The organism is Pelomonas sp. Root1444 (assembly GCF_001426885.1).
GTDB lineage: Bacteria > Pseudomonadota > Gammaproteobacteria > Burkholderiales > Burkholderiaceae_C > Pelomonas.
In genome coordinates this window covers 423,244-448,502 of record NZ_LMFP01000001.1, presented here as the reverse complement: position 1 = coordinate 448,502, position 25,259 = coordinate 423,244, and the positions used below count along the sequence as shown (strand labels likewise).

Sequence of the window (25,259 nt, the reverse complement as noted above, 5' to 3'; positions counted from 1 at the left end):
CGGCATGCTAATCGTCCGAGCTGAAGCCCGAGGCCTTGACGACCGGCCCCCAGTAGTCGCGCTCGGCGGCCAGGCGCTTGGCGTAGTCCACCGGCGGCATGGACAGCGGCTCGAAGCCGAGCTTGGCCAGCGCCTCGACGACGCTGGGCTCGCGCACCGCGGCGCGGGCCACGTCGGCGAGCCTGTCGACGGTGGCCTGCGGCGTTTTTGCCGGCAGGAACAGGCCGTAGCTCTCGACGCCCACGATGCCCTTGAAGCCCTGCTCCTCGAAGGTCGGCACGTCGGGCGCGAAGCGCGATCGCGCCTTGTCCGTCACGCCCAGCAGGCGCACCCGGCCCGAAGCGAGGTGGGGCAGGAAGTCGCCGATGGAGAAGCAGCCCGACGCGACCTGGCCGCCCATCAGCTCCTGCATGCCGGGCGCCGCGCCGCGATAGGGCACGTGCATCAGCTTGATGCCGGCGGCGCGCTCGAACTGGTTGCCCAGGAAATGCGGCATCGCGCCCGCGGCGGGCGACGCATAGGCGGACTTGTCGGGGTTGGCCTTGGCCCAGTCGGCAAACTGCTGCAGCGTCTTGACCGTGGCCGGCACCATGGGCCCGACGCCGAAGCCGCAGCTGGACAGGGCCAGCGGCGCGACCGGGATGACGTCGGTCGCCGGGTTGTAGGCCAGCTTGCGGTAGGCGTGCGGGTAGATGGTGAACATGGACGACGGGCCTAGCAGCATGGTCAGGCCGTCCGGCGCGGCGTCCTTCAATGCGCCGATGGCCAGGCGCCCGCCGGCGCCCACCTTCTGCTCCACGAGCAGGGTGTCGGCCAGCTTGCCGCGGCCGAATTCGGCGATGCGGCGGGCCGTCGTGTCCACCGAGCCGCCGGCCGGGAAGCCGACGAGGATGCGCACCGGCTGGCCCTGCGCGCGTGAGATCGCCGGCAGGGCGAGCGGCAGGGCCGCGAAAGAGGTCAGGGCAAGGCGTCGGTTCATCATGGTTTGTGTCTCCTTGGCTTGTTGTCGGGGGCGGTGCTCTGTGCGGTGGCGACCCAGGCCAGGCGCTCCAGCCCCGCCTTCAATGCGGCGCCCTGCTCGCCCAAGGCGGCCAGCAAGGCGCGGTCGTGCCCGGCGACCGCGGCTTCCAGCCGGGCCAGGCGGCGCTTGCCGCCGGCCGTGAGGTACAGCCCCCAGGCGCGGGCGTCGCCGGGCGCGTCGCGGCGCTCGACATAGCCCTGCGCGGTCATCCAGTCGGTCAGGCGCAGCGCGCCGCTGCGGTGCAGGCCCATGGCCTGGCCCAACAGGCCCTGGCGCAGGCCGGGGTTGCGCGAAACCAGCACCAGCGCCGCAAAGCGCTGCGGGCTCACGTCCCACTCGGCGGTGGCGCGGTAGAAGTCCAGGTAGAGCGCGTTCTGCGCGCGACGCACCGCATAGCCCAGCAGGCCGTCCAGTGCGCCATAGTCCACGCCGGGTACGGGCAGCATCAGGCCCTCGGGCGTGATGTCGTTGAGGCTGTCGGTCTTGCTCACCGGCCCAGCTTAGGTTTTGTTGCGCACTGCAACTATCTCGCTTACCCTGAAGGCATGAATATCCTGATCGCAGGGGGCGGCATCGGCGGGCTGACGGCCGCGCTGGCGCTTCACGCGCGCGGGCACGAGGTCACCGTGCTGGAGGCCGTGCGCGAGCCCAAGCCGCTGGGCGTCGGCATCAACCTGCTGCCGCATGCGGTGGGCGTGCTGGACGAACTCGGCCTGCTGCCCGCGCTGCGCGGCATGGCCGTCGAGACCTCGGCGCTGGTGTTCGCCAACCGCCACGGCCAGGCCATCTACCGCGACCCGCGCGGGCTGGAAGGCGGCTACAGCCATCCGCAGTTCAGCATCCACCGCGGCGAGCTGCAGATGCGGCTGTGGGCCGAGGCCAGCGCCAGGTTGACCGTGATCAGTGGCCAGCGCGTCGTCGGAGTGCGCGACGGCAACATCGCGCTGATCGAGACCACGGGCGGCCCGCGCGAGCAGGCGGCCGACCTCATCGTCGGCGCCGACGGCATCCACTCCGCGCTGCGCCGCCGGTTGGCGCCCGACGAAGGCGCGCCCTGCTGGCGCGGCGTGATGATGTGGCGCGGCACGTCCTGGGCGCCGCCCTTCCTGGACGGCCGCACCATGGTGCAGGCCGGCCACAGCCAGGCCAAGTTCGTCGTCTACCCGATCGGCGCGCCGCGGGCCGACGGGCTGCAGCTGATCAACTGGATCGCCGACCGCCGCGTGCGGGAGCCCACGCCCGGCCTCACCGCTCCCGACCGCGCCGACTGGAGCCGCGCCGGCCGCATCGAAGACCTGCTGCCCACCTTCGGGCGCTGGCGCTTCGACTGGCTCGACGTGCCCGGCCTCATCACCCGCGCCGAGCAGATGCTGGAATGGCCCATGGTGGACCGCGACCCGCTGCCGCGCTGGCGGCTGGGCCCCACCACGCTGCTGGGCGACGCGGCCCACCCGATGGTGCCCATCGGCTCCAACGGCGCGACGCAGGCCGTCATGGACGCGCAGGCCCTGGCCGAGGCGCTGTCGCACCACGACGACCTGGACACCGCGCTGGCCGCCTACGAGGACGAACGCCGCCCGCTGTGCGCGCGCATCGTGGCGATGAACCGGCAGGAGGGGCTGGACGCCATCCTCGACCGGGTGGAGGCGCTCGCACCCGACGGCTTCGCGCGGCTGGCCGACGTCATCGACCCGGCCGAGGTGGCGGCCGAGATCAACGCCTACAAGGCGGCGGCCGGGCACCGCACCCGCATGCCTTGATCGCACGCGAGCCGGGGGCGATCATGCCGGCCGATGACTTCCCACAAGCTCGGCCGCTCCACCCCGCCGCACGAACGCCATCCCGTCGCCTGGTACCAGCCGGATGTGCTGTGGACGGCCGCACGCCAGGTGCTGTCGTCGCTGGACCAGCTGCGCAACCGCGACGGCCGCGAGAGCCAGCCGCTGCCGATGAAGGTCATCGACCGCAGCCAGCCGGAGGCGGAGGGCGACTTCCAGGGCGAATGCTGGTTCGACTTCATCGCCGACACCGGCGACGGCGGCAACGCCTGCTATGCCGTTGCCAGCGCCGCGCTGGCGGATGAACTGAGGCTGAACGGCGAGCGCCTGCCGCGCGGCAGCCTGCTGATGTTCGGCGGCGACCTGGCCTACCCCGCCGCCAGCACGCGCGACTACCGCTACCGCTTCGTCGAGATGTTCGAGGCGGTGCGCAACAGCCACGAACCCACGCTCGTGCGCGGCCGGCGGCTGACGCTGGCGGCCATCCCGCAGAACCACGACTGGATGGACTCGGCCTCGACCTTCAGCCGCTACTTCACGCGCCGCAACGACTCGGCGCCGCTGCTGGGTGCCAAGATCCCGCAGCGCCAGACCTACTTCTGCATCAAGCTGCCCGGCGGCTGGTGGGCGCTGGGGCTGGACTTCGCGCTGGACCACGACATCGACCGCGACCAGTTCGAACAGTTCGAGGCGCTGCTGAGCGAGCGCGGCCTCGTCACCGAGGACGGCCACGAGTACCAGATCGTGCCGGACGACCGCGTGCTGCTCGTCTACCCCGAGCCGTACTGGACCCGACCCATCGGCGACGGCGCCGACGAGAGCCACCCCAAGCGCTACCAGCACCTGGAGGGCCTGCTGCGCGGCCGCGTGAAGCTGCGGCTGGCGGGCGACCTGCACCACTACATGCGCTGGGAATCGGCGAACTGGGGCAAGCTGGTGATCTGCGGCACCGGCGGCGCCTTCACCCACCCGACGCACACCAAGCCGACGACACGGCCGGTGCGGCTGCGCGAGTTCGACACGCGCGACTGCATCCCGCCCGAACCAGTCACCTCGCCCCCGGCGCTGGCCATCGGCCTGACGGAAGACCCGCACCCCGGCGGCGAGTTCGAGCGCCAGGAGGACACCGCCTACCCGAGCGCGCGCGCCTCCAAGGCCGGCTGCGTGGCCAACCTGTTGGCGCTGTTCCGCAAGGACGCCAGCGGCTGGGGCGGCAACTACAGCTTCGCGCTGCTGCTGGGCGTGCTGTACTGCTTCAACGCCTACCTGAACTCCACGCCGTTCACGCGCTCCTTCGAGCCTGACCTGTTCCGGCCATTGTGGGAATTCCATCTGCACGAGTACCCGCTGGCCGCGGCGCTGTGGCTCAAGGCCATGGTGTTCAGCCCCTTGAGCCTGCTGATCAACGCCCTGATGGCCTTCGGCTGCATGGTGATGGGCCGCGAGGCGGTGGACGAGCTGCCGCCCGACGCCGGCAGGGCCTGGCGCTGGGGCGCCACCTGGGGCATCGGCTTCATCCATGCCGTCGTGCACGTGGCGGCCATCTTCAGCCTGACCTTCGCGCTGCACCAGCTGGTGGGTGACTGGGACTGGATCCGCAACCGCGACAGCCTGCGCGGCCTCGTCACCCACGCCAGCTTCGTCGGCCTGGGCGTGTTCCTGTGCGGCGCGCCATTGGGCGCGCTGATCTTCGGCGGCTACCTGGCGCTGATGTCGCGCCTGGGGCTGCTGACCAACAACGGCTGTGCGGCGCTGGATGGGCAGGACCACAAGGGGTTCCTGCGGTTTCGCATCGATGCGAGTGGCGGGCTGACGGCCTACTTCATCGCCATCGACCGGGTGCCGCGGCGTTGGCGGCGACAGGACGGTCCCGGTCCGGTCTGGGTGGCGGACGACGCCGAGGCGACGCCGCCCCGCGTGCGCGACCAGTTCAGGCCTTGAGCATCTCCGCGGCAATCAACCGCACCGGCGCGCTGCCGTAGCTGAGGAACTGCTCGTGGAAGGCCTTGAGGCTGAACCCCGGCCGGGACTTCAACTGCTCGCGCAGCGCAAAGATCTCGCTGTAGCCGCTGAAATAGCTGGTCAGCTGCACGGAGGTCAGCTGCACGCGGCGCCACTTCTCCTGCGCCTCGCGCTCGGTCTGGAAGGCCTGTCGCACCAACAGATCCAGCGCGGCCTTCTCGTCCATGCCCAGCACATGCACGCTGTAGTCGAGGATGGTGTTGGTGACCGAGCGCAGGTGCCACTTGCCGTACATCAGCGTCATCTCGGGCGAGGCCTCGTAGCCGCTCTCGATCATCACGCGCTCGCCGTAGACCGCCCAGCCCTCCACCATGGAGCCGCTGCCGAACAGCGCCTTGACCTTGCTCGGCGCGCGGTTGGCGTAGACCAGCTGCGTGTAGTGCCCCGGGATGGCCTCGTGGATGTTGAGGATCTGCAGGATCCAGTGGTTGTACTCGCGCAGCGTGCTCTCGGCCTGCTCGGGCGAGAGCTCGTCCAGCGGCGTGACGTTGTAGAAGGTGCGGTCCTGGGGCCGGTAGGGGCCGGGGGCCTCGATGCTGGCGCCAGCCACGCCGCGCTGGTAGACCGGCGTCTCGCGCACGGTCAGCGGCTTGCTCGCATCCTGCGTGAGCAGGTCCTTGTCGCGCACCCAGGCCTCGAGCTGCGGGATCTGCGCGCGGATCTCGTCGACGAAGCGCTCGCGGGCGACATGGTGCTCGCTGAGCTTGGCGATGACACGGCCGATCAGCGCGAAGCGGTCGGCCGGCGGCGCGTCGGGGCCGATGACGCTGGGCCACAACGCGGCGGCCTGGGCCTGCATGCTGTCCAGCACCTCCTCGCGGCGCTTGAGCGCCAGCTCGTAGGTCTCGCGGCCGCTGGCGGCGGACTGGATGTCGTGCGCGAACTTGGGCTCGTACAGCGCCGCGCCCAGCCGCCAGGGCCGCCTGGCCGCGGGCAGCAGCCGCTTCAGGTGGGCCTGGTAGCCGGCCACCGCCTGGCGCGCCGCGCGCAGCGCCGGTTCCATGAGCGAACCCATGCCGACCTGCTGGGCATGCGACTCGACGTCGTCCAGCACCGCCAGCACGCCGGGCGCCTGCTGCAGCGCCAGCTCCGTGTGCTCGCGCGTGACGCCCGACAGGCTCTTGCGCGCCTCGGCATAGAAGGCGGGCAACTGCCTGATGCGCGCATGCAGCGCCTTGACGCGCTCCTGCAGCGGCGCCCAGTCGGTGTTGAGGATGAGATCGATGTTGCCGGCGGGGTTGTACTCGGACGGGTTCCAGGCCCATTCGCGCAGCGTGTCCAGGCGCCAGAGGTCGCTCTTGATCTTGGCGCTCAGGATGGCGCAGTCCATGCGCTCGCTGGGCGAGAGCTGCATGCCCGGCGCGCAGTCGAACACGCCTTGCCACTTGTTCAGGAAGGCGCGCCGGCGTTGGCGCTGCGCGGCGCTGGGCAACGTCAGGCTGGCCGCGAAATCGAAGCGCCCGGCCGCCACGGCGGCGTCGGGGTCGAGCTTCCATAACGCTTCGATGAAGCGGTCGCTCGTCAGGGCGACAAAGGACTCCCGGGCCTCGGCCGGCAACCCGAGGCCGGCCAACCCCAGCGCCGCGAAGTGGCGGCGCTTCATGCGGCAGTACCGGCCATCGCTTGCTCCAGCGCGTCGACGAACATCTTCGCCACGTCGAAACCGCTCTGGTCGGTGATCTCCTGGAAGCAGGTCGGGCTGGTGACGTTGATCTCGGTGACGTGCTCGCCGATGACGTCCACGCCGACCAGCAGCAGGCCGCGGGCGGCAAGGATGGGGCCGAGGTACTCGCCGATCTCGCGGTCGCGCGCCGTCAGCTCGCGCGCCACGCCCTTGCCGCCGGCCGCCAGGTTGCCGCGCACCTCGTTGCCCTGCGGGATGCGCGCGAGGCAATACGGCACCGGCTTGCCGCCGATGATGAGGATGCGCTTGTCGCCCTCGGTGATGGCGGGGATGAAGCGCTGCACCATCACCGTCTGCGTGCCGTCCTTGTTGAGCGTCTCGATGATGCTGCCGAGGTTGAGGCCGTCCTCCTTGACGCGGAAGATGCCCATGCCGCCCATGCCGTCCAGCGGCTTCAGGATGATGTCGCGCTGTTCGGCATGGAAGGCGCGGATCTCGGCCGGGTCGCGCGTGACGAGGGTAGGCGAGATGAACTGCGGGAACTCGAGGATGGCGAGCTTCTCCGGGTGCTCGCGCAGCGCCTGCGGCTTGTTGAAGACACGGGCGCCTTCGCGCTCGGCCTGGCTGAGCAGGTGCGTCGCGTAGAAGAACTCGCTGTCGAAGGGCGGGTCCTTGCGCATCAGCACGGCGTCGACATCGGCCAGCGCGAGGTCGGCGGTGGAGGTGACGGTGAACCAGTCGTGCGGGTCGCCGGTCAGCGCGATCTCCACGGCGCCCCGGGCCGTCACGCGGCTGCCGCGCTGCCAGACAAGCTGCTGCGGCTCGCAGGCCAGGATGCGGTGGCCGCGCTTGGCAGCCTCGCGCATCATCGCGAAGGTGGAGTCCTTGTAGGTCTTGAAGGTGGCGAGGGGGTCGGCAACGAAGAGCAGCTTCATGATCGGGCGCCTATGCAATCCGATCAGTGTTGCACAGCCCCAGCCGCCCTGCCCGCCTAGGGCCGGCGCCGCCGCCAGGTCGCAACGAGCGAGGCGATGCCGCCCGCCACCACGCCCCAGAAGGCGGCACCGATGCCGAAGGCGCTGATGCCGGACAGGCAGACGAGGAAGGTCAGGATGGCCGCATCGCGGTGGCCCTCATCCTTCAGCGCCGCGGCCATCGCGCCGCCGATGGTGCCCAGCAGCGCCAGGCCCGCGATGGCCGCGACCAGCTCGCGCGGGAAGGCCGCCAGCAGCATCGCGACCGCGCCGCCGGCCAGGCCGATGAGCACATAGAACAGGCCCGCGGCGACGCTGGCCGTGTAGCGCCGCGCCGGGTCCTCGTGCGCCTCGCGGCCCATGCAGATGGCGGCGGTGATGGCGGCGAGGTTGAAGGCATAGCCGCCGAAGGGCGCCAGCAGCGTGGTCGCCGCACCGGTCACGGCGATGGAGGCGGACACCGGCGTCTGGTAGCCGCTGGCGCGCTGGGCGGCGACGCCGGGCAGGTTCTGCGAGGCCATCGTGACGATGAACAGCGGCAGCGCCACGCCGATGGCGGCATGCCAGGTGAACTCGGGCGTCGTCCACACGGGCAGCGCGAAGACGTGCGCGGTGTCGATCACGTCGAAGCTGAGCCGGCCCTGGGCGAGCACGACGGCAACGCCGGTCAGCAGCACGCCCGGCACGGCGTAGCGCGGCCACATTCGGCGGCCGACCACGTAGGCGGCGGCCATCGCCAGCACCAGCTCGGGCGCGGTGCGCACGCTGAAGACGGCGTCCAGCCCGAACTTGGCCAGCACGCCGGCCAGCAGCGCCGACGCGATGGCGACGGGAATGCGGTCCATCAGCTTCTCGAACCAGCCGCTGGCGCCGGCCCAGACGATGAGCAGGCCGCAGACGATGAAGGCGCCGATGGCTTCGGGCATGGCGACACCCGAACTCGACGCCAGCAGCGCCGCGCCGGGCGTGGACCAGGCGGTCAGCACCGGCTGGCGCGTCCACAGGCTGAGCAGCAAGGTGGTGACGCCCATGCCGAGGCCGAGGGCCCACAGCCACGAGGCCGTCTGTGCGGGCGTGGCGCCCAGCGCGACGGTGGCCTGGAAGATGATGGCGACCGAACTGGTGTAGCCCACCAGCACCGCCACGAAGCCGGCAACGAGGGTGGACGGCGAGAAATCCTGCAGCAGGCGAGGCATGCGGCCCAGGCGTCAGATCTCGACCTTCGAGCCCAGCTCGACGATCCGGTTGGTTGGCAGGTGCAGGAAGTCGGCCGCCGCCGAGGCATTGCGGTGCATGCTGGCGAAGAGCTTCTCGCGCCACAGCGCCATGCCCGAGCCGATGGTCGGGATGACGATGTCGCGGCTGAGGAAGTAGCTGGTCTCCATGTCCTCCAGCTGCACACCCTGCTTCTTCAGATGCTCCAGCGCCTCGGGCACGTCGGGCTCGTTCTTGAAGCCGAAGTGCAGCGCCACCTGCCAGCAGTGGTTGCCCAGCGCCTCGACGTCGCAGCGCTTGTCGTGGCTGACCCAGGGCACCTCGTGGTGCTTGACGGTGACGAAGATGTTCTGCTCGTGCAGCACCTTGTTGTGCTTGAGGTTGTGCAGCAGCGCGTTGGGCGTGGAGCCCTTTTCGGCCGACAGGAACACGGCCGTGCCGGGCACCCGGACCGGCGGGTTGATGAAGACCGCCTCGAGGAAGGCGTCGAGTTCGATGGCGTCCTCGCGCAGCTTCTCGGACAGCTGTCGGCGGCCCTGCTTCCAGGTCAGCATGAGCGTGAACATCGCGATGCCGATGAGCAGCGGGAACCAGCCGCCGTGCAGCAGCTTGAGCAGGTTGGACGCGAGGAAGGTCACGTCGATGACGAAGAAGATGCCCGTCGCCGCGATGCACAGCGCCAGCGGGTACTTCCAGCCGTAGCGGATGACGAAGAAGGTCATGACCGTCGTGATGGTCATGTCGATGGTGACCGCCACGCCATAGGCGCCCGCGAGCTTGGTGGACGAGCCGAAGAAGACGACCGCGACCACGACCAGGGCGAACAGGCCCCAGTTGACGAAGGGCACGTAGATCTGGCCGATGTCGCGAACGCTGGTGTGCACGATGCGCAGCCGCGGCAGGATGCCGAGCTGCACCGCCTGCTTGGTGACCGAGAAGGCCGCCGTGATGAGGGCCTGCGACGCAACGATGGCCGCGGCGGTGGCGAGCAGGAACAGCGGGATCTCGGCCCAGGACGGCGCGAGCAGGAAGAACGGGTTCTTCACGCCGCTCGGGTCGTCCAGCAGCATGGCGCCCTGGCCGAAGTAGTTGATGACCAGCGCCGGCATGACGACGCCGTACCAGGCGATGCGGATGGGCTTCTTGCCGAAGTGGCCGAGGTCGGCATAGAGCGCCTCGCCGCCGGTGACGACGAGGACGACCGCGCCCAGCGCGACGAAGGCGACCCAGCGGTATTCCAGGCAGAAGCGCAGCGCATGCAAGGGGTTGATGGCCGCCAGCACGCGCGGGTTCTCGATGATGTGCGGCAGGCCCAGCAGCACGAGCGTGGCGAACCAGGCCAGCATGACCGGGCCGAAGGCCTTGCCGATGCCGGTGGTGCCGAAGCGCTGCACCGAGAACAGGCCCACCATGACGAGCAGCGTGATCGGCAGGATGGCGTCGTGCAGGTGGGGTTCGTAGACGTCGATGCCCTCGACGGCGCCCAGCACCGTCATGGCCGGCGTGATGACGGCGTCACCGAAGAAGATGGCGGTGCCGAACAGGCCCACGAGCATCAGCGCGCGGCGCAGCGCCGGCCTGTCATTCACCGCGTTGGTGGCCAGCGCCAGCATGGCGATGAGGCCGCCCTCGCCGTTGTTGTCGGCCCGCAGGATCAGCAGCACGTACTTGATCGAGACGACGATCGTGATCGTCCAGAACAGCAGCGAGAGCACGCCGAGGATGTTGTCCGGCGTCGTGGCGACATGGCCGCCGTGGAAAACTTCTTTGAGCGCGTACAGCGGGCTGGTGCCGATGTCGCCATAGACAACGCCCAGGGCACCGAGGGTGAGGCCCGCCAGTGCCGAGGGGCTGCGGGCCGCGTGGGAAGAACTCACGTCACGGAGGCCACGGGCGCGGGGCCGTGGCGTTTGTTCGAAAGTGCGGATTCTGCGCCTGCTTTGTCGTTTTGATGCAGCGCAGCAAAACCACAGTTTGGCGGCTTGACGCCCTGCGCCAGCCGGCGTAGCGGAACGTGGCGCGCCGGCCGGCCGCCCCGCTCCGCCGCGGCGTTCAAGCGGCCTCTTCCGCCTCGGCCTGCGGGTCGGTCGCCTCCAGCTCGTAGCTCGCCGCCAGCATCGCCAGCCGGCCGATGACACCGTACATGTAGAAGCGGTTGGGCGCGCTGGCGCCGGGCTTCTCGCCGGGGCGTGGCAGGTGCGGCGAGTCGGCAAAGGCCAGCGGCACGTAGCTGGCGCCGGGGGCGTTGAGGTTCTCGTCGATGCCGCGGTGAGCATGCACGCGGTAGAAGCCGCCGACGACGTAGCGGTCCATCATGTAGACGACCGGCTCGGCCACGGCCTCGTGCACGCGCTCGTGCGTGGGCACGCCCTCCTGCACGACGACTTCCTGACCGAGGTCGTCGGGCAGCGATGAAGCCAGCGCCTCGATGTCCTTGGCGTCGCGCACCGTCAGCACGCTGCGGCGGCCGTAGCTGCCCACGTCGCTCTTGATGATGACGAAGGGCTTCTCGTTGATGCCGTATTCCTTGTACTTGCGACGCACCTTGGTCAGCTGGGCATCGGCGGCCGTCTGCAGCGCCTCCAGCCCCGAGCGGCCATGCATGTCGACGCTGGCGGACATCGGGTTGATGAGCCACGGGTCCATGCCCAGCAGCTTGGCGAAGCGCTTGGCCACCTCCTCGTAGGCGCGGAAGTGCTGGCTCTTGCGCCGCACGCTCCAGCCGGCGTGCAGCGGCGGCAGCAGGTATTGCTCGTGCAGGCCCATCAGCTGCGGCGGCGTGCCGCCGGCGAGGTCGCTGTTGAGCAGGATGGTGCAGGGGTCGAAGCCCTTGAGCATCAGCCGGCCGCGCTTGCGCACCAGGGGTTCGATGACCAGGCTGCCGCCATTGGCCAGCGGCAGTTCGACGGGCTCGGTCTGGGCCGGGTCCAGCGCGCCCAGGCGCACGTTCAGGCCGGCCTGCGTGAAGATGCGCACCAGCGTCGCGAGGTGATCCAGGTAGAAGCTGCAGCGCGCGCCCGGCTCGGGGATGAGCAGCAGGTTGCGCGCCTCGGGGCAGATCTTCTCGATGGCCGCCATCGCGGCCTGCACGGCCTGGGGCAGCATCTGCGGCGTCAGGTGGTTGAAGCCGCTGGGGAAGAGGTTGGTGTCGACCGGCGCCAGCTTGAAGCCGGCGTTGCGCAGGTCCACCGACGCGTAGAAGGTCGGCGTGTGTTCCATCCATTCCAGCCTGAACCAGCGTTCGGTCGCCGGCATGGATTCCAGGATGCGGGCTTCCAGCTCGTTGATGGGGCCGTTCAAGGCAGTGATCAGGTGGGGAACCATGGCCGAATGATGTCAGATCGAAGGGCGAAGGCGGCCGCACTTGGGGGCGGCCGCGCGGATCACAAGACGCCGTCGGCGCAGCAGGTGCGGTCGCGGCCGGCGTGCTTGGCGCGGTAGAGCTGATCATCGGCCCGCGCGATGGCCGCCGCCAGCGTTTCGCCGGCCTGAACCCGCACCGCGCCGGCGCTGAAGTTGACATCGAAACCCAGCACCTCGCGGCAGCGCCCTGCCAGCGCCTCGTGCAGGCGCGCGTCCAGCCGCTCGAACGCGGCCGGCTCGCACTGGCGCAGCAGCACGCAGAACTCCTCGCCGCCGTAGCGGCCGACCAGGTCGCTGGCGCGCAACACGGCGCGCAGCGTCTCGCCGGTCAGCCGCAGCACCTCGTCGCCGACCGGGTGGCCGTGCTCGTCGTTGACGCGCTTGAAATGATCCAGGTCCAGCATCAGCAGCACGGCGCCCGGGTCTGCGGTGCCGGCGCCCGAGCCCAGCGCACGGCCGGCGCGGCCCATCCATTCGCGACGGTTCAGCAGGCCGGTCAGCGTGTCCAGCGATGCCAGCCGCACCAGCGCCTGCTCGGCGGCATCGCGGTGGGCAAGCAGGAATCCCATGGTGCCCAGCACCAGGCTGGCATTCAGCAGCAACAACGACGTGAGGTTGAGCGGATGCGGCGTGATGAAGTTCGGATAGACCGCCGGCCAGCCCAGCACCAGCACGGCGCGGGCGAGCGTCATGACGCCGTTGGCGGCCGCGGCCACGCCGCACAGCCAGCGCCAGCGCACCCCGCCGGCGCCCCGCAGCAGCAGCCAGCTGCCCCAGAGCACTTGCGCGCCGATGGTCAGGTTGGCGACCCCGGTCGCGAGCACCTGGTCCGGCAGCACGGCGAAATGCGCGACGCCCAGCAGCAACGGCACCACCACCAGCCAACGCCGGGGCACCGGCAGGCTCAGGAAGCGGCAGGCCGTCAGCACCATCGCCGAGGCCGACGCGCTCAGGGCCGTGACCCCGAGCGTCGCCAGCAGGCGCGGCAGCACCAGCGTCGCCGCGATCAGCAGCGTGAAGCCGGCGGCCTGCCCCAGCAGCATGAACTGCCAGGCCTGCAGGCCGCTGCGCGCACGGATGCCGACGCCGACCACCAGCGCCAGGCTCATCAGCAGCGCGTTGACCAGCACCGCCATGAGAAGGGTGATCACGTCCATCGCCGCCAGCATAAGCGGGCGGCCAGCGCGGGTCAGCCGCCCGGCCCGTACCCGCCCCCACCCGGTGTGCGGATGACGAAGACGTCGCCGGGCGCCATGTCGGCCTGGCCGATGTGGCCCAGCATCTCGACGCGGCCGTCGGCGCGCTCGATGCGGTTTTCGCCCGGCGCACCAGCCGCGCCACCGGCCAGGCCGAAGGCCGGATGCTCGCGCCCGTTGCTGAGGATGGAGGCGGTCATCGGGGCCAGGAAGCGCAGCCGGCGCTCGCCGCCGTCACCGCCGCGCCACTGGCCGGCGCCGCCCGTGCCGGGCCGGATGGCGTAGCTGTCCAGCCGAACGGGGAAGCGGAACTCCAGCACCTCCGGGTCGGTCATGCGCGAGTTGGTCATGTGCGTCTGCACGACCGGCGTGCCGTCGAAGCCCGGGCCGGCGCCCGAGCCGCCGGAGATGGTTTCGTAGTACTGGTACCGGGCGTCGCCGAAGGTGAAGTTGTTCATCGTGCAGCCGCCCGCGGCCATGACGCCGAGCGCGCCGTAGAGTGCGTTGGTGACGCACTGCGAGGTCTCGACATTGCCCGCCACGACCGCCGCCGGCGCCGTCGGATTGAGCATGCAGCCCTCCGGCACGATGACCTCGATGGGCTTGAGGCAGCCGGCGTTGAGCGGGATGGCGTCGTCCACCAGCGTGCGAAAGACGTAGAGCACGGCGGCCATGGTGATGGACCGGGGCGCGTTGAAGTTGTTGGGCAGCTGGGCGCTGGTGCCGGTGAAGTCGACCACCGCACTGCGCGCCTGGGCGTCGACGCGCACGCTCACGTGGATCTCGGCGCCGTTGTCCAGCGGCAGCGTGAACCGGCCGTCCTTCAGCACGGAGATCACGCGGCGCACCGACGCCTCGGCGTTGTCCTGCACATGCTGCATGTAGGCGGCCACGGTCTCGCGGCCGAACTGGGCCACCATGGCCTGCAGCTCCTGCACGCCCTTCTCGTTGGCCGCCACCTGGGCGCGCAGGTCGGCGAGGTTCTGTGCCGGGTTGCGGCTGGGGTGCGGGCCGCTCGCCAGCAGCGCCAGCAGCTCCGCCTCGCGCAGCCGGCCGGCTTCGACGAGCTTGAAGTTGTCGATCAGCACGCCCTCCTCGGCGATGGATCGGGAGAACGGCGGCATGGAGCCGGGCGTGATGCCGCCCACGTCGGCATGGTGGCCGCGGCTGGCCACGAAGAACCGGGGCCGTGCGTCGCCGTCGAGGAAGACCGGCGTGACGACCGTGATGTCGGGCAGGTGGGTGCCGCCGTGGTAGGGGTCGTTCAGCACGTAGACGTCGCCCGGGCGCATGCCCGCGTTGCGCTGGATCACCGAGCGGATGGACTCGCTCATCGAGCCCAGGTGCACCGGCATGTGCGGCGCGTTCGCGATCAGCTGGCCCTGGGCGTCGAACAGCGCGCAGGAGAAGTCCAGGCGCTCCTTGATGTTGACGGAGTGGGCGGTGTTCTGCAGCCGCAGGCCCATCTGCTCGGCAATGTTCATGAAGAGGTTGTTGAACACCTCCAGCATGACGGGGTCGGCCTCGGTGCCCAGCGCTCGGCGCGTCGTGCGTGCCTGAACGCGGGTGAGCAGCAGTTCGCCGCCGGGCTGCAGCTCGGCCTGCCAGCCGGGGTCGACCACGGTCGTGGCGTTGCGCTCGGCGATGACGGCAGGGCCGGCGATGCTTGCGCCAGGCGCCAGCAATTCGCGCTGGTGCAGCTCGGCCTCGCGCCAGCCGGCGGGCTGGCCGTCGGCCAGGCAGTACATGCGCACGCGCTCCAGCGGCAGCGGCTGGTGCCTGGGCACTGGCGCCGGCTGTGGCCGCGGTGCCAGCTCGGCGCCGGCGGCCAGCGCCTCCACCGAGACCGCCTCGATGACGAGGGGACGGTCGGGCATCAGGAAGGCGAAGCGCTGCCGGTAGCCGACCTCGAAAGCATCGCGCAGCGCCGCGATCGCCTGCCGCGCCGGTTCGCCGAGCGGCAGCACGCAGCCCAGCGCCGTGTCGGTGCCCTGGTAGCGCAGCTGGGCGCGGGCCACCGTGCGCAGCGCGTTCGCCGGCACGCCCTGGCCGGCCAGCTCGGCGCAGGCCTGCTCGGCCAACTGCCCGGCCAGCGCGCGGGCTGCGGCCAGGCCGGCGTCGTCCAGCTCGCGCTCGACGGAGGCCTCGCGCATGGCGGTCTGGTCGGCCAGGCCCATGCCGTAGGCGCTGAGCACGCCGGCCAGGGGGTGGGCCAGGATGCGCGTCATGCCGAGGGCGTCGGCGACGAGGCAGGCCGCCTGGCCGCCCGCGCCGCCGAAGCACTGCAGCGTGTAGCCCGTGACGTCGTAGCCGCGCGCGACGGAGATGCGCTTGATGGCGTTGGCCATCGCGCCGACGGCGATCTGCAGCGCGCCGGCCGCGACCTCCTCGGCCGTGGACGGGGTGCCGGCGCGGCTCATCGCCTCGGCGAGTTCGGCGAAGCGCTGCTGCACGACCTCGCGGTCCAGCGGCTGATCGGCGGCCGGCCCGAACACGCGTGGGAAATGGGCCGGCTGGATGCGGCCGAGCATGACGTTCGCATCGGTCGTGGCCAACGGGCCGCCACGCCGGTAGCTGGCCGGGCCGGGGTTGGCGCCGGCGGACTCCGGGCCCACCCGCAGCCGCGCGCCATCGAAGCGGATGACCGAGCCGCCGCCTGCGGCCACGGTGTGGATGCTCATCATGGGCGCCCGCATGCGCACGCCGGCCACCTCGGTGTCGAAGGCGCGCTCCAGCTCGCCGGCAAAGTGACTCACGTCGGTGGACGTGCCGCCCATGTCGAAGCCGATGACCTTGCCATGCCCGGCCGCCTGCGCGGTGCGCACCATGCCGACGATGCCGCCCGCGGGGCCGGACAGGATGGCGTCCTTGCCCTGGAAGCGGCTGGCCGCCGTCAGGCCGCCGGAGCTCTGCATGAAGAACAGCTGCACGCCCGGCATCTGGCTAGCCACCTGCTCCACGTAGCGGCGCAGGATGGGGCTGAGATAGGCGTCCACGACGGTGGTGTCGCCACGCGGCACGAACTTGATCAGCGGGCTGACCTCGTGGGACACCGACACCTGCGTGAAGCCGACCGCGAGCGCCAGCGCTTTGGCCGCCAGCTCATGGGCCGGCGCGCGCCAGCCATGCAGGAAGACGATGGCGCAGGCGCGCAGACCGGCGTCGTGGGCGGCCTGCAGCTCGCCGCGCAGCGCGGCCTCGTCGAGCGGCTCGATCTCCCGCCCCTGGGCGTCGCAGCGTTCGCGGGCTTCGACGACGCGCTCGTACAGCAGCTCGGGCAGCTGGATGTGGCGCTCGAACAGGCGTGGCCGGGCCTGCGTGGCGATGCGCAGCGCGTCGCGGAAGCCGGCGGTCGTGACCAGCAGCGTGCGGTCACCGCGCCGCTCCAGCAAGGCGTTGGTGGCGACCGTCGTGCCCATCTTCACGCACGCCACGCGCTCGGCGGTGATCAGCTCGCCGGGCTGCAGCCCGAGCAGGCGGCGCATGCCCTCGACGGCGGCGTCGCGGTACTGCTCCGGGTTCTCGGACAGCAGCTTGAGGGTGTGCAGCGTGCCGTCGGGGGCCTGGCCGACCAGGTCGGTGAAGGTGCCGCCGCGGTCGATCCAGAACTGCCAGCGGTCGGAGGCGGGAGGGGATTGCATCGAAGGGGTCCTGACAGAGTCGAGAAGGGGAGGCGCTCAGGCCGTGGCGGGCAGCAGTTCGCGGCCGCGGGTCTCGGGCAGCGCGAGGGCGGCCACGATGACGACGCCGTAGCACAGCGCGGCCATCCAGCCGAGCGTCTGCCCAAGCGGGTGGGTGGTGCTGAAATGGCCGATCAGCGCCGGGCAGATCGCGCCGACGGCACGGCCGAAGTTGTAGGAAAAGCCCTGGCCGGAGCCGCGCACGTCGCTTGGGAACAGCTCCGAAAGGAAGGCGCCCATGCCGGAGAAGATGCCCGACAGGAAGAAGCCGAGCGGGAAGCCGAGGACCAGCATCACGCCGTCGGTGATGGGCATCTGCGTGTAGCTCAGCACCAGTGCGCCGCCCATCACCGCGAACAGGATGAAGCAGCGCCGCCGGCCGATGGCGTCGCTGAGCCAGGCGCTCGTCAGGTAGCCGGCGAAGGAGCCGCCGATGAGCACCAGCAGGTAGCCGCTGGTGCCGAGCACGGACAGGTGGCGCTCGGTCTTCAGGAAGGTGGGCAGCCAGGTGGTGACGGAGTAGTAGGCGCCCTGCATGCCGGCGGCCAGCAGGCTGGCCAGCAGCGTCTGGCGCAGCAACGCGGGCGAGAAGATGCGCAGGAAGCTGCTGCGCTGGCCGGTGCGTTGGACGCGCTCGCGCTCGGCGCGGTAGACGGCCGGCTCGTCGAGGTTGCGGCGGATGTAGAGGATGAGGAAGGCGGGCAGGATGCCGATCCAGAACAACACCTTCCAGGCGGTCTCGGCCGGCAGCACCGAATACATGCCCCAGAAGGCCAGCGCCGAGGCGGCCCAGCCGACCGCCCAGCTGCTCTGCACGAGGCCCGAGGCCTTGCCGCGATGCCGGGCGTTGATGGACTCGGCGATCAGCACCGAGCCCACGGCCCATTCGCCGCCCATGCCGAAGCCCTGCATGGCACGCGTGAAGAAGAGCTGCTCGAACGACGACGTGAAGCCGCTGAGCGCGGTGAAGGCCGCGAACCACAGCACCGTCCACTGCAGCACGCGCACGCGGCCGAACCGATCGGCCAGCACGCCGGCCGCCCAGCCGCCCACGGCGGACGTGAGCAGCGCGCCGGTGGCGATGTAGCCGGCCTCGGCCTTGCTCATGCCCCAGGCCATGATCAGCGTGGGAATGAGGAAGGTGTAGATCATGTAGTCGAAACCATCGACGGCGTAGCCGGCGAAGGTGGCGGTCAGCGTGCGCCGCTCCGCGGGCGTGGTGTGTTGAAGCCACATGGTGTCGGTCCCGGTTGGTGGGTGTGGATCAGTGGCCGAGCAGCTCGCGATTGAGCAGGTCGGTCACCAGCATGTGACCCGGTGCATGGGTGATGCAGAACGGCAGCCGGGCGGTTGCGATGGCAGCCTGCGGCGTCACGCCGCAGGCCCAGAACACCGGCAGTTCGTCAGGCCGGAGCTCGATGGCGTCGCCGTAGTCGGGCCGGGCCAGGTCGTGGATGCCGATCAGCGACGGGTCGCCGATGTGCAGCGGCGCGCCATGGACCTGCGGCAGCCGCGAGGTGATCTGCACCGCACGGATGGCGTCGGCGGCGCGCAGCGGGCGCATGGACACGACCGTCGGCCCATGGAACGGCCCGGCCGCGCGCGTCGGGATCGCGCTGCGGTACATGGCCACGTTGCGGCCCTGCTCCACGTGGCGCAGCGCGATGCCCTCGGCCAGCAGCGCATGCTCGAACGAGAAGGAGCAGCCGATGGCGAACGTGACGAGGTCGTCACGCCACCAGCGGCCCACGTCGTTGGGCTCGTCGACAAGCTCGCCGTCACGCCAGACCCGGTAGCGCGGCACGTCGCTGCGCAGGTCCAGGTCGGCGCCCAGCGCCGGCACGGCGGTGTCGCCGGGCGACGTCACCGCCAGCAGCGGACAGGCCTGCGGGTTCAGGTCGCAGAAGCGCTGGAAGTCGGCGGCCTGCGCGGCGGGCAGGATGGCGAGGTTGGCCTGCACATGCGCCGCAGCCAGCCCGCTGGTGTGCCCGGTGAGCACGCCGGCGCGCGACGCGCGACGGATCTGCAAGGCTGTTGCAGCGGAAGAAAGGGCGAGGTCTGGCATCGGGTCTCCGGGTCACAGGCCGCATGGCAAGCGGCGTTGCGACGCATTCTGGGATTCCGAAGCCTCGTCCATCCAACGCAATATTTCAGTCGCCTTCCATCGAAAAAATCGATGAGGACAACGGCGGATTTGCTAGTCGATTCAGCGCACCGCTGGCATCCGGACTTTCCCGACCTTCGCTTTGGCGCCTGCGGTGACGTGCGCGATGGCGGAGTCCAGCACGCTTTCGGCGAGGCGGGACGTGGGGTCCTCGCGATAGCTGGCGTGGATGGGCAGCGGCGTCAGTTCAACGTCGCTGCGCAGGACCACCAGCGGGGCGCGGCGCGTCATCGGCTGCACGGCGGCCAGCGGCAGCGTGGCGACACCGAAGCCGCCCTCGACGAGCCGCACCATGGCGGAGATCGATGACACCGCATGCACCCGCGGCAGCGGCAGGCCGGACTCCTGGTAGAGCTGCAGCAGCGCCTGATGCGGCTGCGAGCCGCGCTGGAAGGTCAGCAAGTCCTGCCCGGCCAGGTCCGCCAGCGAGTAGCGCCGCCGCGTGTGCAGCTCCCGGTGCCCGACGAAGCTCATGGCCATGGCCGGCATGGGGCGGGTGCGGACGCCGCCGCCGTCGCTGGCGGGGATGGCGGCGAAAACGAGGTCCTGGGCGCCGCGCCGGACCTGGTCGACCAGCACCGGCGAGGTTTCCACCGTCAGCTCCAGCTCGAAGTCCGGGTTGGCCGTCCGCATCTGCTGCAGCCAGTCGGTCAGCCAGCTGTGCACGACCGACTCGATGGCGCCGATGCGCAGCGCCACCGGGCGTGCGGCGTTGCCGCCCATCTCCTCCTTCACCTGGCGTTGCATCTCCAGCAGCCGCTGGGCCAGCACGTCGAAACGCTGGCCGGCCATGGTCAGGCGGAACTGCTTGTCGCGCCGGTCCAGCAGCACCACGCCGAGTTCCTCCTCCAGCGCGGCGATGCGGGCCGACAGCGCGGACTGCGTGATGTGCAGCTTCTCCGCCGCCCGGGTGATGCTGCGCAGGGAAACGGCCCAGTGAAAGGCCTCGACAAAGCGGAGGTTCATGGCGGGCGATTATTCGAAATCCGGCGGCGCATGAAAAAAGCCGCCCACTGGGGGCGGCTCGGCGCTGCGGCTGCGGTCGATTACTTGTGGTACGCCGTCTCGCCGTGCGAGGAGATGTCCAGGCCTTCGCGCTCTTCCTCTTCGGTGACGCGCAGGCCGATGGTCAGGTCCACCAGCTTGTAGGCGATGACCGAGACGATGCCCGACCAGGCGATGGTCACGCCGACGGCCTTGGCCTGGGTCAGGAACTGGCCACCGATGGAGAAGGCGTCCGGCGCGATCATGGTCGCGGTGACCCAGTCGCCCATGGCGCTGGGGCCGCCGAGGTTGGGCGAAGCGAACACGCCGGTGAGCAGCGCACCGACGATGCCGCCGACGCCGTGGACGCCGAAGACGTCCAGCGAGTCGTCCGCACCCAGCATGCGCTTCAGGCCGGTCACGCCCCACAGGCAGGCGAAGCCAGCCACCAGGCCGATCACCAGGCCACCGCCGACGCCGACGTTGCCGGCGGCGGGCGTGATGGCGACGAGGCCGGCGACGGCGCCCGACGCGGCGCCCAGCATCGAGGCCTTGCCCTTGAGCAGCGCCTCACCCACGCACCAGGCCAGCACGGCGGCAGCCGTGGCAGCCAGCGTGTTGATGAAGGCCAGCGCGGCGAAGCCGTTGGCTTCCAGCGCGGAGCCGGCGTTGAAGCCGAACCAGCCCACCCACAGCAGCGAGGCACCGACCATGGTCAGCGTCAGGCTGTGCGGCGTGAACTGCTCGCGGCCGTAGCCGACGCGCTTGCCCACCATGTAGGCGCCCACCAGGCCGGCCACTGCGGCGTTGATGTGCACCACCGTGCCGCCGGCGAAGTCCAGCGCACCCCACTGCCAGAGCATGCCCGCCTTGCTGTTCATCTCGTCCGCCACGGCGGCGCTGGCGTAGGCGTCGGGGCCCATCCAGAACCAGACCATGTGGGCGATCGGCAGGTAGCTGAACGTGAACCACAGCACCAGGAAGGCCAGCACGGCCGAGAACTTCATGCGCTCGGCGAAGGCGCCGATGATCAGGCAGGCGGTGATGCCGGCGAAGGTCGCCTGGAAGGCCGCGAAGACGATCTCGGGGATGTAGACCCCCTTGCTGAAGGTGGCCGCGTTCGCGAAGGTGCCGGCGACGTTGTCCCAGATGCCCTTCATGAACAGCCGGTCCGTGCCGCCGATGAACTTGTTGCCCTCGGTGAACGCGAAGCTGTAGCCGTACAGCACCCACAGCACGACGATCAGCGAGAACCCGACCATCACCTGCATCAGCACCGACAGCATGTTCTTGCTGCGCACCAGGCCGCCGTAGAACAGCGCCAGGCCCGGTACCGTCATCATGATGACGAGCAGCGTGGACAGCATCATCCAGGCGGTGTCGCCCTTGTTGGGCACGGGCGCAGGCGCGGCTGCGGCGGACGCCGCCTCGGCCGGCGCGGCCGCCGCCGGAGCGGAAGCGGCGTCGACCACGGCAGCGGCCGTGGCCGTAGCCGCACTGGCGGCCGGCGCGGAGGCCGCATCCTGGGCCCAGGCGCCCGGCGCGAGCAGGCCCGCCGCGAGGGCGAGGCCGGCAAGGAGTTTCTTCATTTGAGTGCTCTCCAAACGGTTGTTATGCGACGCGTCAGAGCGCGTCATTGCCGGTTTCGCCGGTGCGGATGCGGACGACCTGGTCCAGCGGCGACACGAAGATCTTGCCGTCGCCGATCTTGCCGGTGCGGGCCGAGGACTCGATGGCCTCGATGACGCGCTCGACGACGTCGTCATTCACTGCCGCCTCGATCTTGACCTTGGGCAGGAAGTCGACGACGTATTCCGCGCCGCGGTACAGCTCGGTATGGCCCTTCTGGCGGCCGAAGCCCTTGACCTCGGTGACCGTCAAGCCCTGCACGCCGATGGCGCTCAAGGCCTCACGCACCTCGTCGAGCTTGAAGGGCTTGATGACGGCAGTGATCAGTTTCATGTCGAACTCCAGTGCTTCTTAGAAGGTCTTCTTCACGCCGACCACCAGCGTGGTCTTGCCCAGGAACTTGCCGTTGGCCGGGCTGGCGTAGAAGGTCTTGTCGGCATCGGTGCCGATGACGGCGCCGCTGAGCACCAGGCCGGAGAAGTCCTTGGCCAGCGTCAGCGAATAGTCGGTGTAGGACGCGACGGCGAGGTTCTTGACGGTCTGGTGGCCCACGTGCGGGGTCAGCGTCATGCCGCCGCCGACGTCGAAGGTGGCCGACACGTCGAAGTAGCTCGAGTTCTTGCTGTTGGCGTTGCCGAACAGGTTGGTCGTGCTGTGCGAATACTTGGCCGTGACGGGGCCGAAGGTCAGCGCGCCATAGACCTCGAACGTGTTGGCGTTGGCGAAACCAGGCACGTTCTTGAGCTTGTTGCTCGGATAGAGGTAGTACAGGCCGCCAACGTCCAGCGTCAGGCCCGAGGCGACCTCGGTCTTGTAGCCGCCGTAGAGGTCGATCTCCACATCCGCGTCACCACCCGGGATGTCCTTGATCCACTTGATGGTCGAGGCCCAGGTGCCGACATAGAAGCCGCTCGGGGACGCGTAGTCGATGCCGCCCTGCAGGGCCGGCTTCAGGCGGCTCTGCGAAATGCCGCGGTAGCGGTATTCGCTGACCGCGCCGACGTTGAACGACAGCGGATCCGGCTCATCGGCAGCGAAGGCCGGCAGCGCCGTGGACAACGCCAGGACGAGCAGCGAAAGGGACGACTTCATGCGGGGCTCCTGTTTCAGTTGGGAAGGGCAGTCGGGCGTTAACTGCAGCTTCCGTGCCAAGGCCCCGCCTCGGCACACCGCACGAATCTGGGCCGCCAGCGCCCAGGATGAAGGCGGAATTTGCACCAAACTTGGTTGCGCGGCACCGATGAAAGCACCATTCGGGTGCGACGGCCCTGGATCGGGGCGGGCAGGTCTGAGATGCGTCGCGGCCGGCCCGGCTTGTCAGGCAACGGCACCCCGGGCGCCGCACTATGCTGCGGGCCTCGCGACGCGCCCTGCCACCATGTCCCTCGCCACCGTCCACTCCCGCGCCCTCGACGGCCTCGCCGCCGCGCCGGTCACCGTGGAAGTCCATCTCGCGAACGGCCTGCCGAGCTTCACCGTCGTGGGCCTCGCGGACACGGAGGTCAAGGAAGCCCGCGAGCGCGTCCGCGCGGCGCTGCAGAACAGTGGGTTGTCCTTCCCCACGAACAAAAGGATCACCGTCAATTTGGCGCCCGCCGACCTGCCGAAGGAGGGGGGCCGCTTCGACCTGCCCATGGCCCTGGGCCTGCTTGCCGCCAACGGCCAGATCGACGCCGCCAAGCTGGCACGTTTCGAATGCGCGGGTGAGTTGTCGCTGGCCGGCGAACTGCGCCCGGTTCGCGGTGCGCTCGCGATGGCGCTGGCCTTGCGGCAGAACGGCGCCGGCCGCGAACTGCTGCTCCCCGAAACCAGCGCGGCGGAGGCGGCCCTGGTCGACGGCCTCACCGTGCGGCAGGCCAGGCACCTGCTGGATGTCGTCGCCGCACTGCAGCCCGATGGCGAGGGCTTGCCGCGCGCGGCCGCGTTGCCCCGCGAGAAGCAAAGCGGCCTGCCCGACCTTGCCGACATCAAGGGCCAGGCTGCCCCCAAGCGGGCGCTGGAGATCGCCGCCGCTGGCGGCCACTCGCTGCTGATGACGGGCCCGCCCGGCACCGGCAAATCCATGCTCGCCCAGCGCCTGCCCGGGTTGCTGCCGCCGCTGGATGACGAAGCCGCGCTGGAATCCGCCGCCGTGCTCAGCCTGGCCGGCCAGTTCGACATTTCGCGCTGGGGGCAGCGGCCTTTTCGGGCGCCGCATCATTCGGCGTCGAGCGTGGCACTGGTGGGTGGCGGCTCGCCGCCGCGGCCAGGCGAGATCTCATTGGCCCAGCATGGTGTCTTGTTCCTGGACGAGCTGCCCGAGTTCCCGCGCGCCGCCCTCGAAGCCCTGCGCGAACCGCTGGAGACCGGCCGCATTCTCATTTCACGCGCGGCGCGGCAGGCAGAATTCCCCGCCCGCTTCCAACTCGTCGCGGCGATGAACCCCTGCCCTTGCGGCCACCTGGGCAACCCGCTCAAGGCCTGCCGATGCACCCCCGATCAGGTGGCGCGTTATCAGGGCCGGCTCAGCGGGCCCTTCCTGGACCGGCTGGACCTGCTCATCGAGGTTTCGGTGATCCCGCCGCGCGAGCTGCAAGACCTGGCAATGGGCGAATCCAGCGCTGTGGTCGCCGAACGGGTGGCCGCGGCACGGGAACGCGCCGTTGTGCGGCAGGGCGTGGCCAACGCGCTGTTGCAGGCTCAGGATTTGGCGACACACGCCGTGCTGGATGCCGCCGCCAAGGCCTTGCTGGAGCGCTCGGCCGAGCGCCTGGGCTGGTCGGCGCGCAGCTTCCACCGCGTGCTGCGCGTGGCCCGCACGGTGGCGGATCTGGCCGGTGCCGCGGTCATCGCGCCGGCCCATGTGGCCGAAGCGATCCAGCTGCGGCGCGGGTTGTCGGGCGCTGCCGCGAGCTGAGCTCAGGAGCGCACGAAACCGTTCTCGGTCAGGCGCACTTCGTCGCCCACGCGCAGGCCCGGGTCGGCGCTGCGCTCGAAGCGGCGCAGGCGGCCGTCACGCTCCTTCACCTGCACGATCCAGACGGTGTAGGTCTTGTGGTTCTTCTCGATCTCGTTGCCGGCATAGCCGCCGGCGACCGCGCCGCCGACGGTGGCGATCTTCTTGCCGGTGCCGCCGCCGACCATGTTGCCCAGCAGACCGCCGACGACGGCACCGCCCACCGCGCCGACGCCGCTGGCCTTGCCCTGGCGCGTCTCGGTGTGCACATCGGTCACCCGTCCGCAACTGGCGCACAGCGCGGGCTGGGTTTCGCGTTCCACTGGCGCAGGCCGGGCTTCACGCTCGACAGGCGCCGGCCGGGCTTCACGTGCCGGTTCGGCGCTGGCCAGGCGTTGCGGCGCCGGCTCGATCTTCTGGGGGGCCGCTGCGGCCGGGGCTTCGACGGGAGTCTCGGTGCCGACGCCCTGCGAACGGCCCACTGCGTAGGCGCCGCCGAGCAGTGCCAGCACGACGGCCACGCCGGCGACGATCTGGGTGGACTTGACGGGGGTAGGGGTCGACATGGGGGCTCCGATGTGATTCACGATGCCCGCAGCATGCCGCCGCCAAATGACCCGCCCTGTAGGACGGCGCCGCTTCGGTTACAAGTCGGCCGCCCACCGCGGCCGGCG

The 25,259-nt window shown here is 70.4% G+C and carries 19 protein-coding genes; 3 read left to right on the top strand and 16 right to left on the bottom strand.

Features of this window, described 5'->3' with window-relative positions:
• Window positions 1–7: 7 nt before the first annotated feature.
• Window positions 8–982, bottom strand: coding sequence for a Bug family tripartite tricarboxylate transporter substrate binding protein (locus ASD35_RS01915; RefSeq protein ID WP_082579820.1), 975 nt, complete (start codon window positions 980–982; stop codon window positions 8–10).
• A complete protein-coding gene (locus tag ASD35_RS01910) occupies window positions 979–1,512 on the bottom strand; it encodes a MarR family winged helix-turn-helix transcriptional regulator (RefSeq protein ID WP_056873205.1) in 534 nt (177 codons plus the stop codon). Before ASD35_RS01910 ends, ASD35_RS01915 begins: the two co-directional genes overlap by 4 nt.
• Window positions 1,513–1,566: 54 nt before the next feature.
• Here ASD35_RS01910 and ASD35_RS01905 point away from each other — a divergent pair, with 54 nt between their 5' ends.
• The gene (locus ASD35_RS01905) at window positions 1,567–2,781 is read left to right on the top strand and encodes a flavin-dependent oxidoreductase (RefSeq protein ID WP_056873204.1); all 1,215 of its coding nucleotides are present in this window, start codon (window positions 1,567–1,569) and stop codon (window positions 2,779–2,781) included.
• Window positions 2,782–2,814: 33 nt separating this feature from the next.
• Window positions 2,815–4,740, top strand: a complete 1,926-nt coding sequence (locus ASD35_RS01900; protein ID WP_056873203.1) for a hypothetical protein — start codon at window positions 2,815–2,817, stop codon at window positions 4,738–4,740.
• On the opposite strand, the gene ASD35_RS01895 is transcribed toward ASD35_RS01900, so the two are convergent.
• The 13 genes from ASD35_RS01895 to ASD35_RS01835 all read right to left on the bottom strand — a co-directional run bounded on the left by ASD35_RS01895 (window position 4,730) and on the right by ASD35_RS01835 (window position 22,742).
• Complete coding sequence (locus ASD35_RS01895; protein ID WP_056873202.1) at window positions 4,730–6,424, bottom strand: DUF885 domain-containing protein; 1,695 nt, start codon at window positions 6,422–6,424, stop codon at window positions 4,730–4,732. The two genes, ASD35_RS01900 and ASD35_RS01895, sit on opposite strands and share 11 nt — an antisense overlap.
• The gene (gene gshB / locus ASD35_RS01890; protein ID WP_056873201.1) at window positions 6,421–7,380 is read right to left on the bottom strand and encodes a glutathione synthase; all 960 of its coding nucleotides are present in this window, start codon (window positions 7,378–7,380) and stop codon (window positions 6,421–6,423) included. The genes ASD35_RS01895 and gshB overlap by 4 nt, the downstream gene beginning before the upstream one ends.
• Before the next feature lie 56 nt (window positions 7,381–7,436).
• Window positions 7,437–8,615 (bottom strand): benzoate/H(+) symporter BenE family transporter, encoded by a 1,179-nt coding sequence (locus ASD35_RS01885; RefSeq protein ID WP_056873200.1) that lies wholly within the window; start codon window positions 8,613–8,615, stop codon window positions 7,437–7,439.
• 12 nt (window positions 8,616–8,627) lie between these two features.
• A complete protein-coding gene (locus ASD35_RS01880; protein WP_056873199.1) occupies window positions 8,628–10,511 on the bottom strand; it encodes a potassium transporter Kup in 1,884 nt (627 codons plus the stop codon).
• A 175-nt stretch (window positions 10,512–10,686) separates the two neighbouring features.
• Window positions 10,687–11,958: a glutamate--cysteine ligase gene (gene gshA, locus ASD35_RS01875; protein ID WP_056873198.1), complete on the bottom strand. Its 1,272-nt coding sequence runs from the start codon at window positions 11,956–11,958 to the stop codon at window positions 10,687–10,689.
• Between the two features lie 59 nt (window positions 11,959–12,017).
• Window positions 12,018–13,148, bottom strand: coding sequence for a GGDEF domain-containing protein (locus tag ASD35_RS01870; RefSeq protein ID WP_157275307.1), 1,131 nt, complete (start codon window positions 13,146–13,148; stop codon window positions 12,018–12,020).
• A gap of 38 nt (window positions 13,149–13,186) precedes the next feature.
• Window positions 13,187–16,834, bottom strand: a complete 3,648-nt coding sequence (locus ASD35_RS01865; RefSeq protein ID WP_056873196.1) for a hydantoinase B/oxoprolinase family protein — start codon at window positions 16,832–16,834, stop codon at window positions 13,187–13,189.
• 36 nt (window positions 16,835–16,870) lie between these two features.
• On the bottom strand, window positions 16,871–18,109 hold the full coding sequence (locus ASD35_RS01860) for an MFS transporter (protein ID WP_056873195.1): 1,239 nt from the start codon (window positions 18,107–18,109) through the stop codon (window positions 16,871–16,873).
• Window positions 18,110–18,137: 28 nt separating this feature from the next.
• On the bottom strand, window positions 18,138–18,938 hold the full coding sequence (locus tag ASD35_RS01855; protein ID WP_056873194.1) for a putative hydro-lyase: 801 nt from the start codon (window positions 18,936–18,938) through the stop codon (window positions 18,138–18,140).
• A 141-nt stretch (window positions 18,939–19,079) separates the two neighbouring features.
• Window positions 19,080–20,003, bottom strand: a complete 924-nt coding sequence (locus ASD35_RS01850) for a LysR family transcriptional regulator (RefSeq protein ID WP_056873193.1) — start codon at window positions 20,001–20,003, stop codon at window positions 19,080–19,082.
• A gap of 80 nt (window positions 20,004–20,083) precedes the next feature.
• Entirely contained in the window at window positions 20,084–21,610 is a 1,527-nt protein-coding gene (locus tag ASD35_RS01845; protein WP_056873192.1) for an ammonium transporter, read from the bottom strand.
• Between the two features lie 34 nt (window positions 21,611–21,644).
• On the bottom strand, window positions 21,645–21,983 hold the full coding sequence (gene glnK / locus ASD35_RS01840; RefSeq protein WP_056192325.1) for a P-II family nitrogen regulator: 339 nt from the start codon (window positions 21,981–21,983) through the stop codon (window positions 21,645–21,647).
• An 18-nt stretch (window positions 21,984–22,001) separates the two neighbouring features.
• On the bottom strand, window positions 22,002–22,742 hold the full coding sequence (locus ASD35_RS01835; RefSeq protein ID WP_056873191.1) for a TorF family putative porin: 741 nt from the start codon (window positions 22,740–22,742) through the stop codon (window positions 22,002–22,004).
• Between the two features lie 286 nt (window positions 22,743–23,028).
• On the opposite strand from ASD35_RS01835, the gene ASD35_RS01830 reads away from it, so the two are divergent.
• Window positions 23,029–24,546, top strand: coding sequence for a YifB family Mg chelatase-like AAA ATPase (locus ASD35_RS01830; RefSeq protein WP_056873190.1), 1,518 nt, complete (start codon window positions 23,029–23,031; stop codon window positions 24,544–24,546).
• A 2-nt stretch (window positions 24,547–24,548) separates the two neighbouring features.
• Here the strand turns inward: ASD35_RS01830 and ASD35_RS01825 are convergent, their stop codons facing one another.
• Window positions 24,549–25,151, bottom strand: a complete 603-nt coding sequence (locus ASD35_RS01825) for a glycine zipper 2TM domain-containing protein (RefSeq protein WP_056873189.1) — start codon at window positions 25,149–25,151, stop codon at window positions 24,549–24,551.
• Window positions 25,152–25,259: the final 108 nt, after the last annotated feature.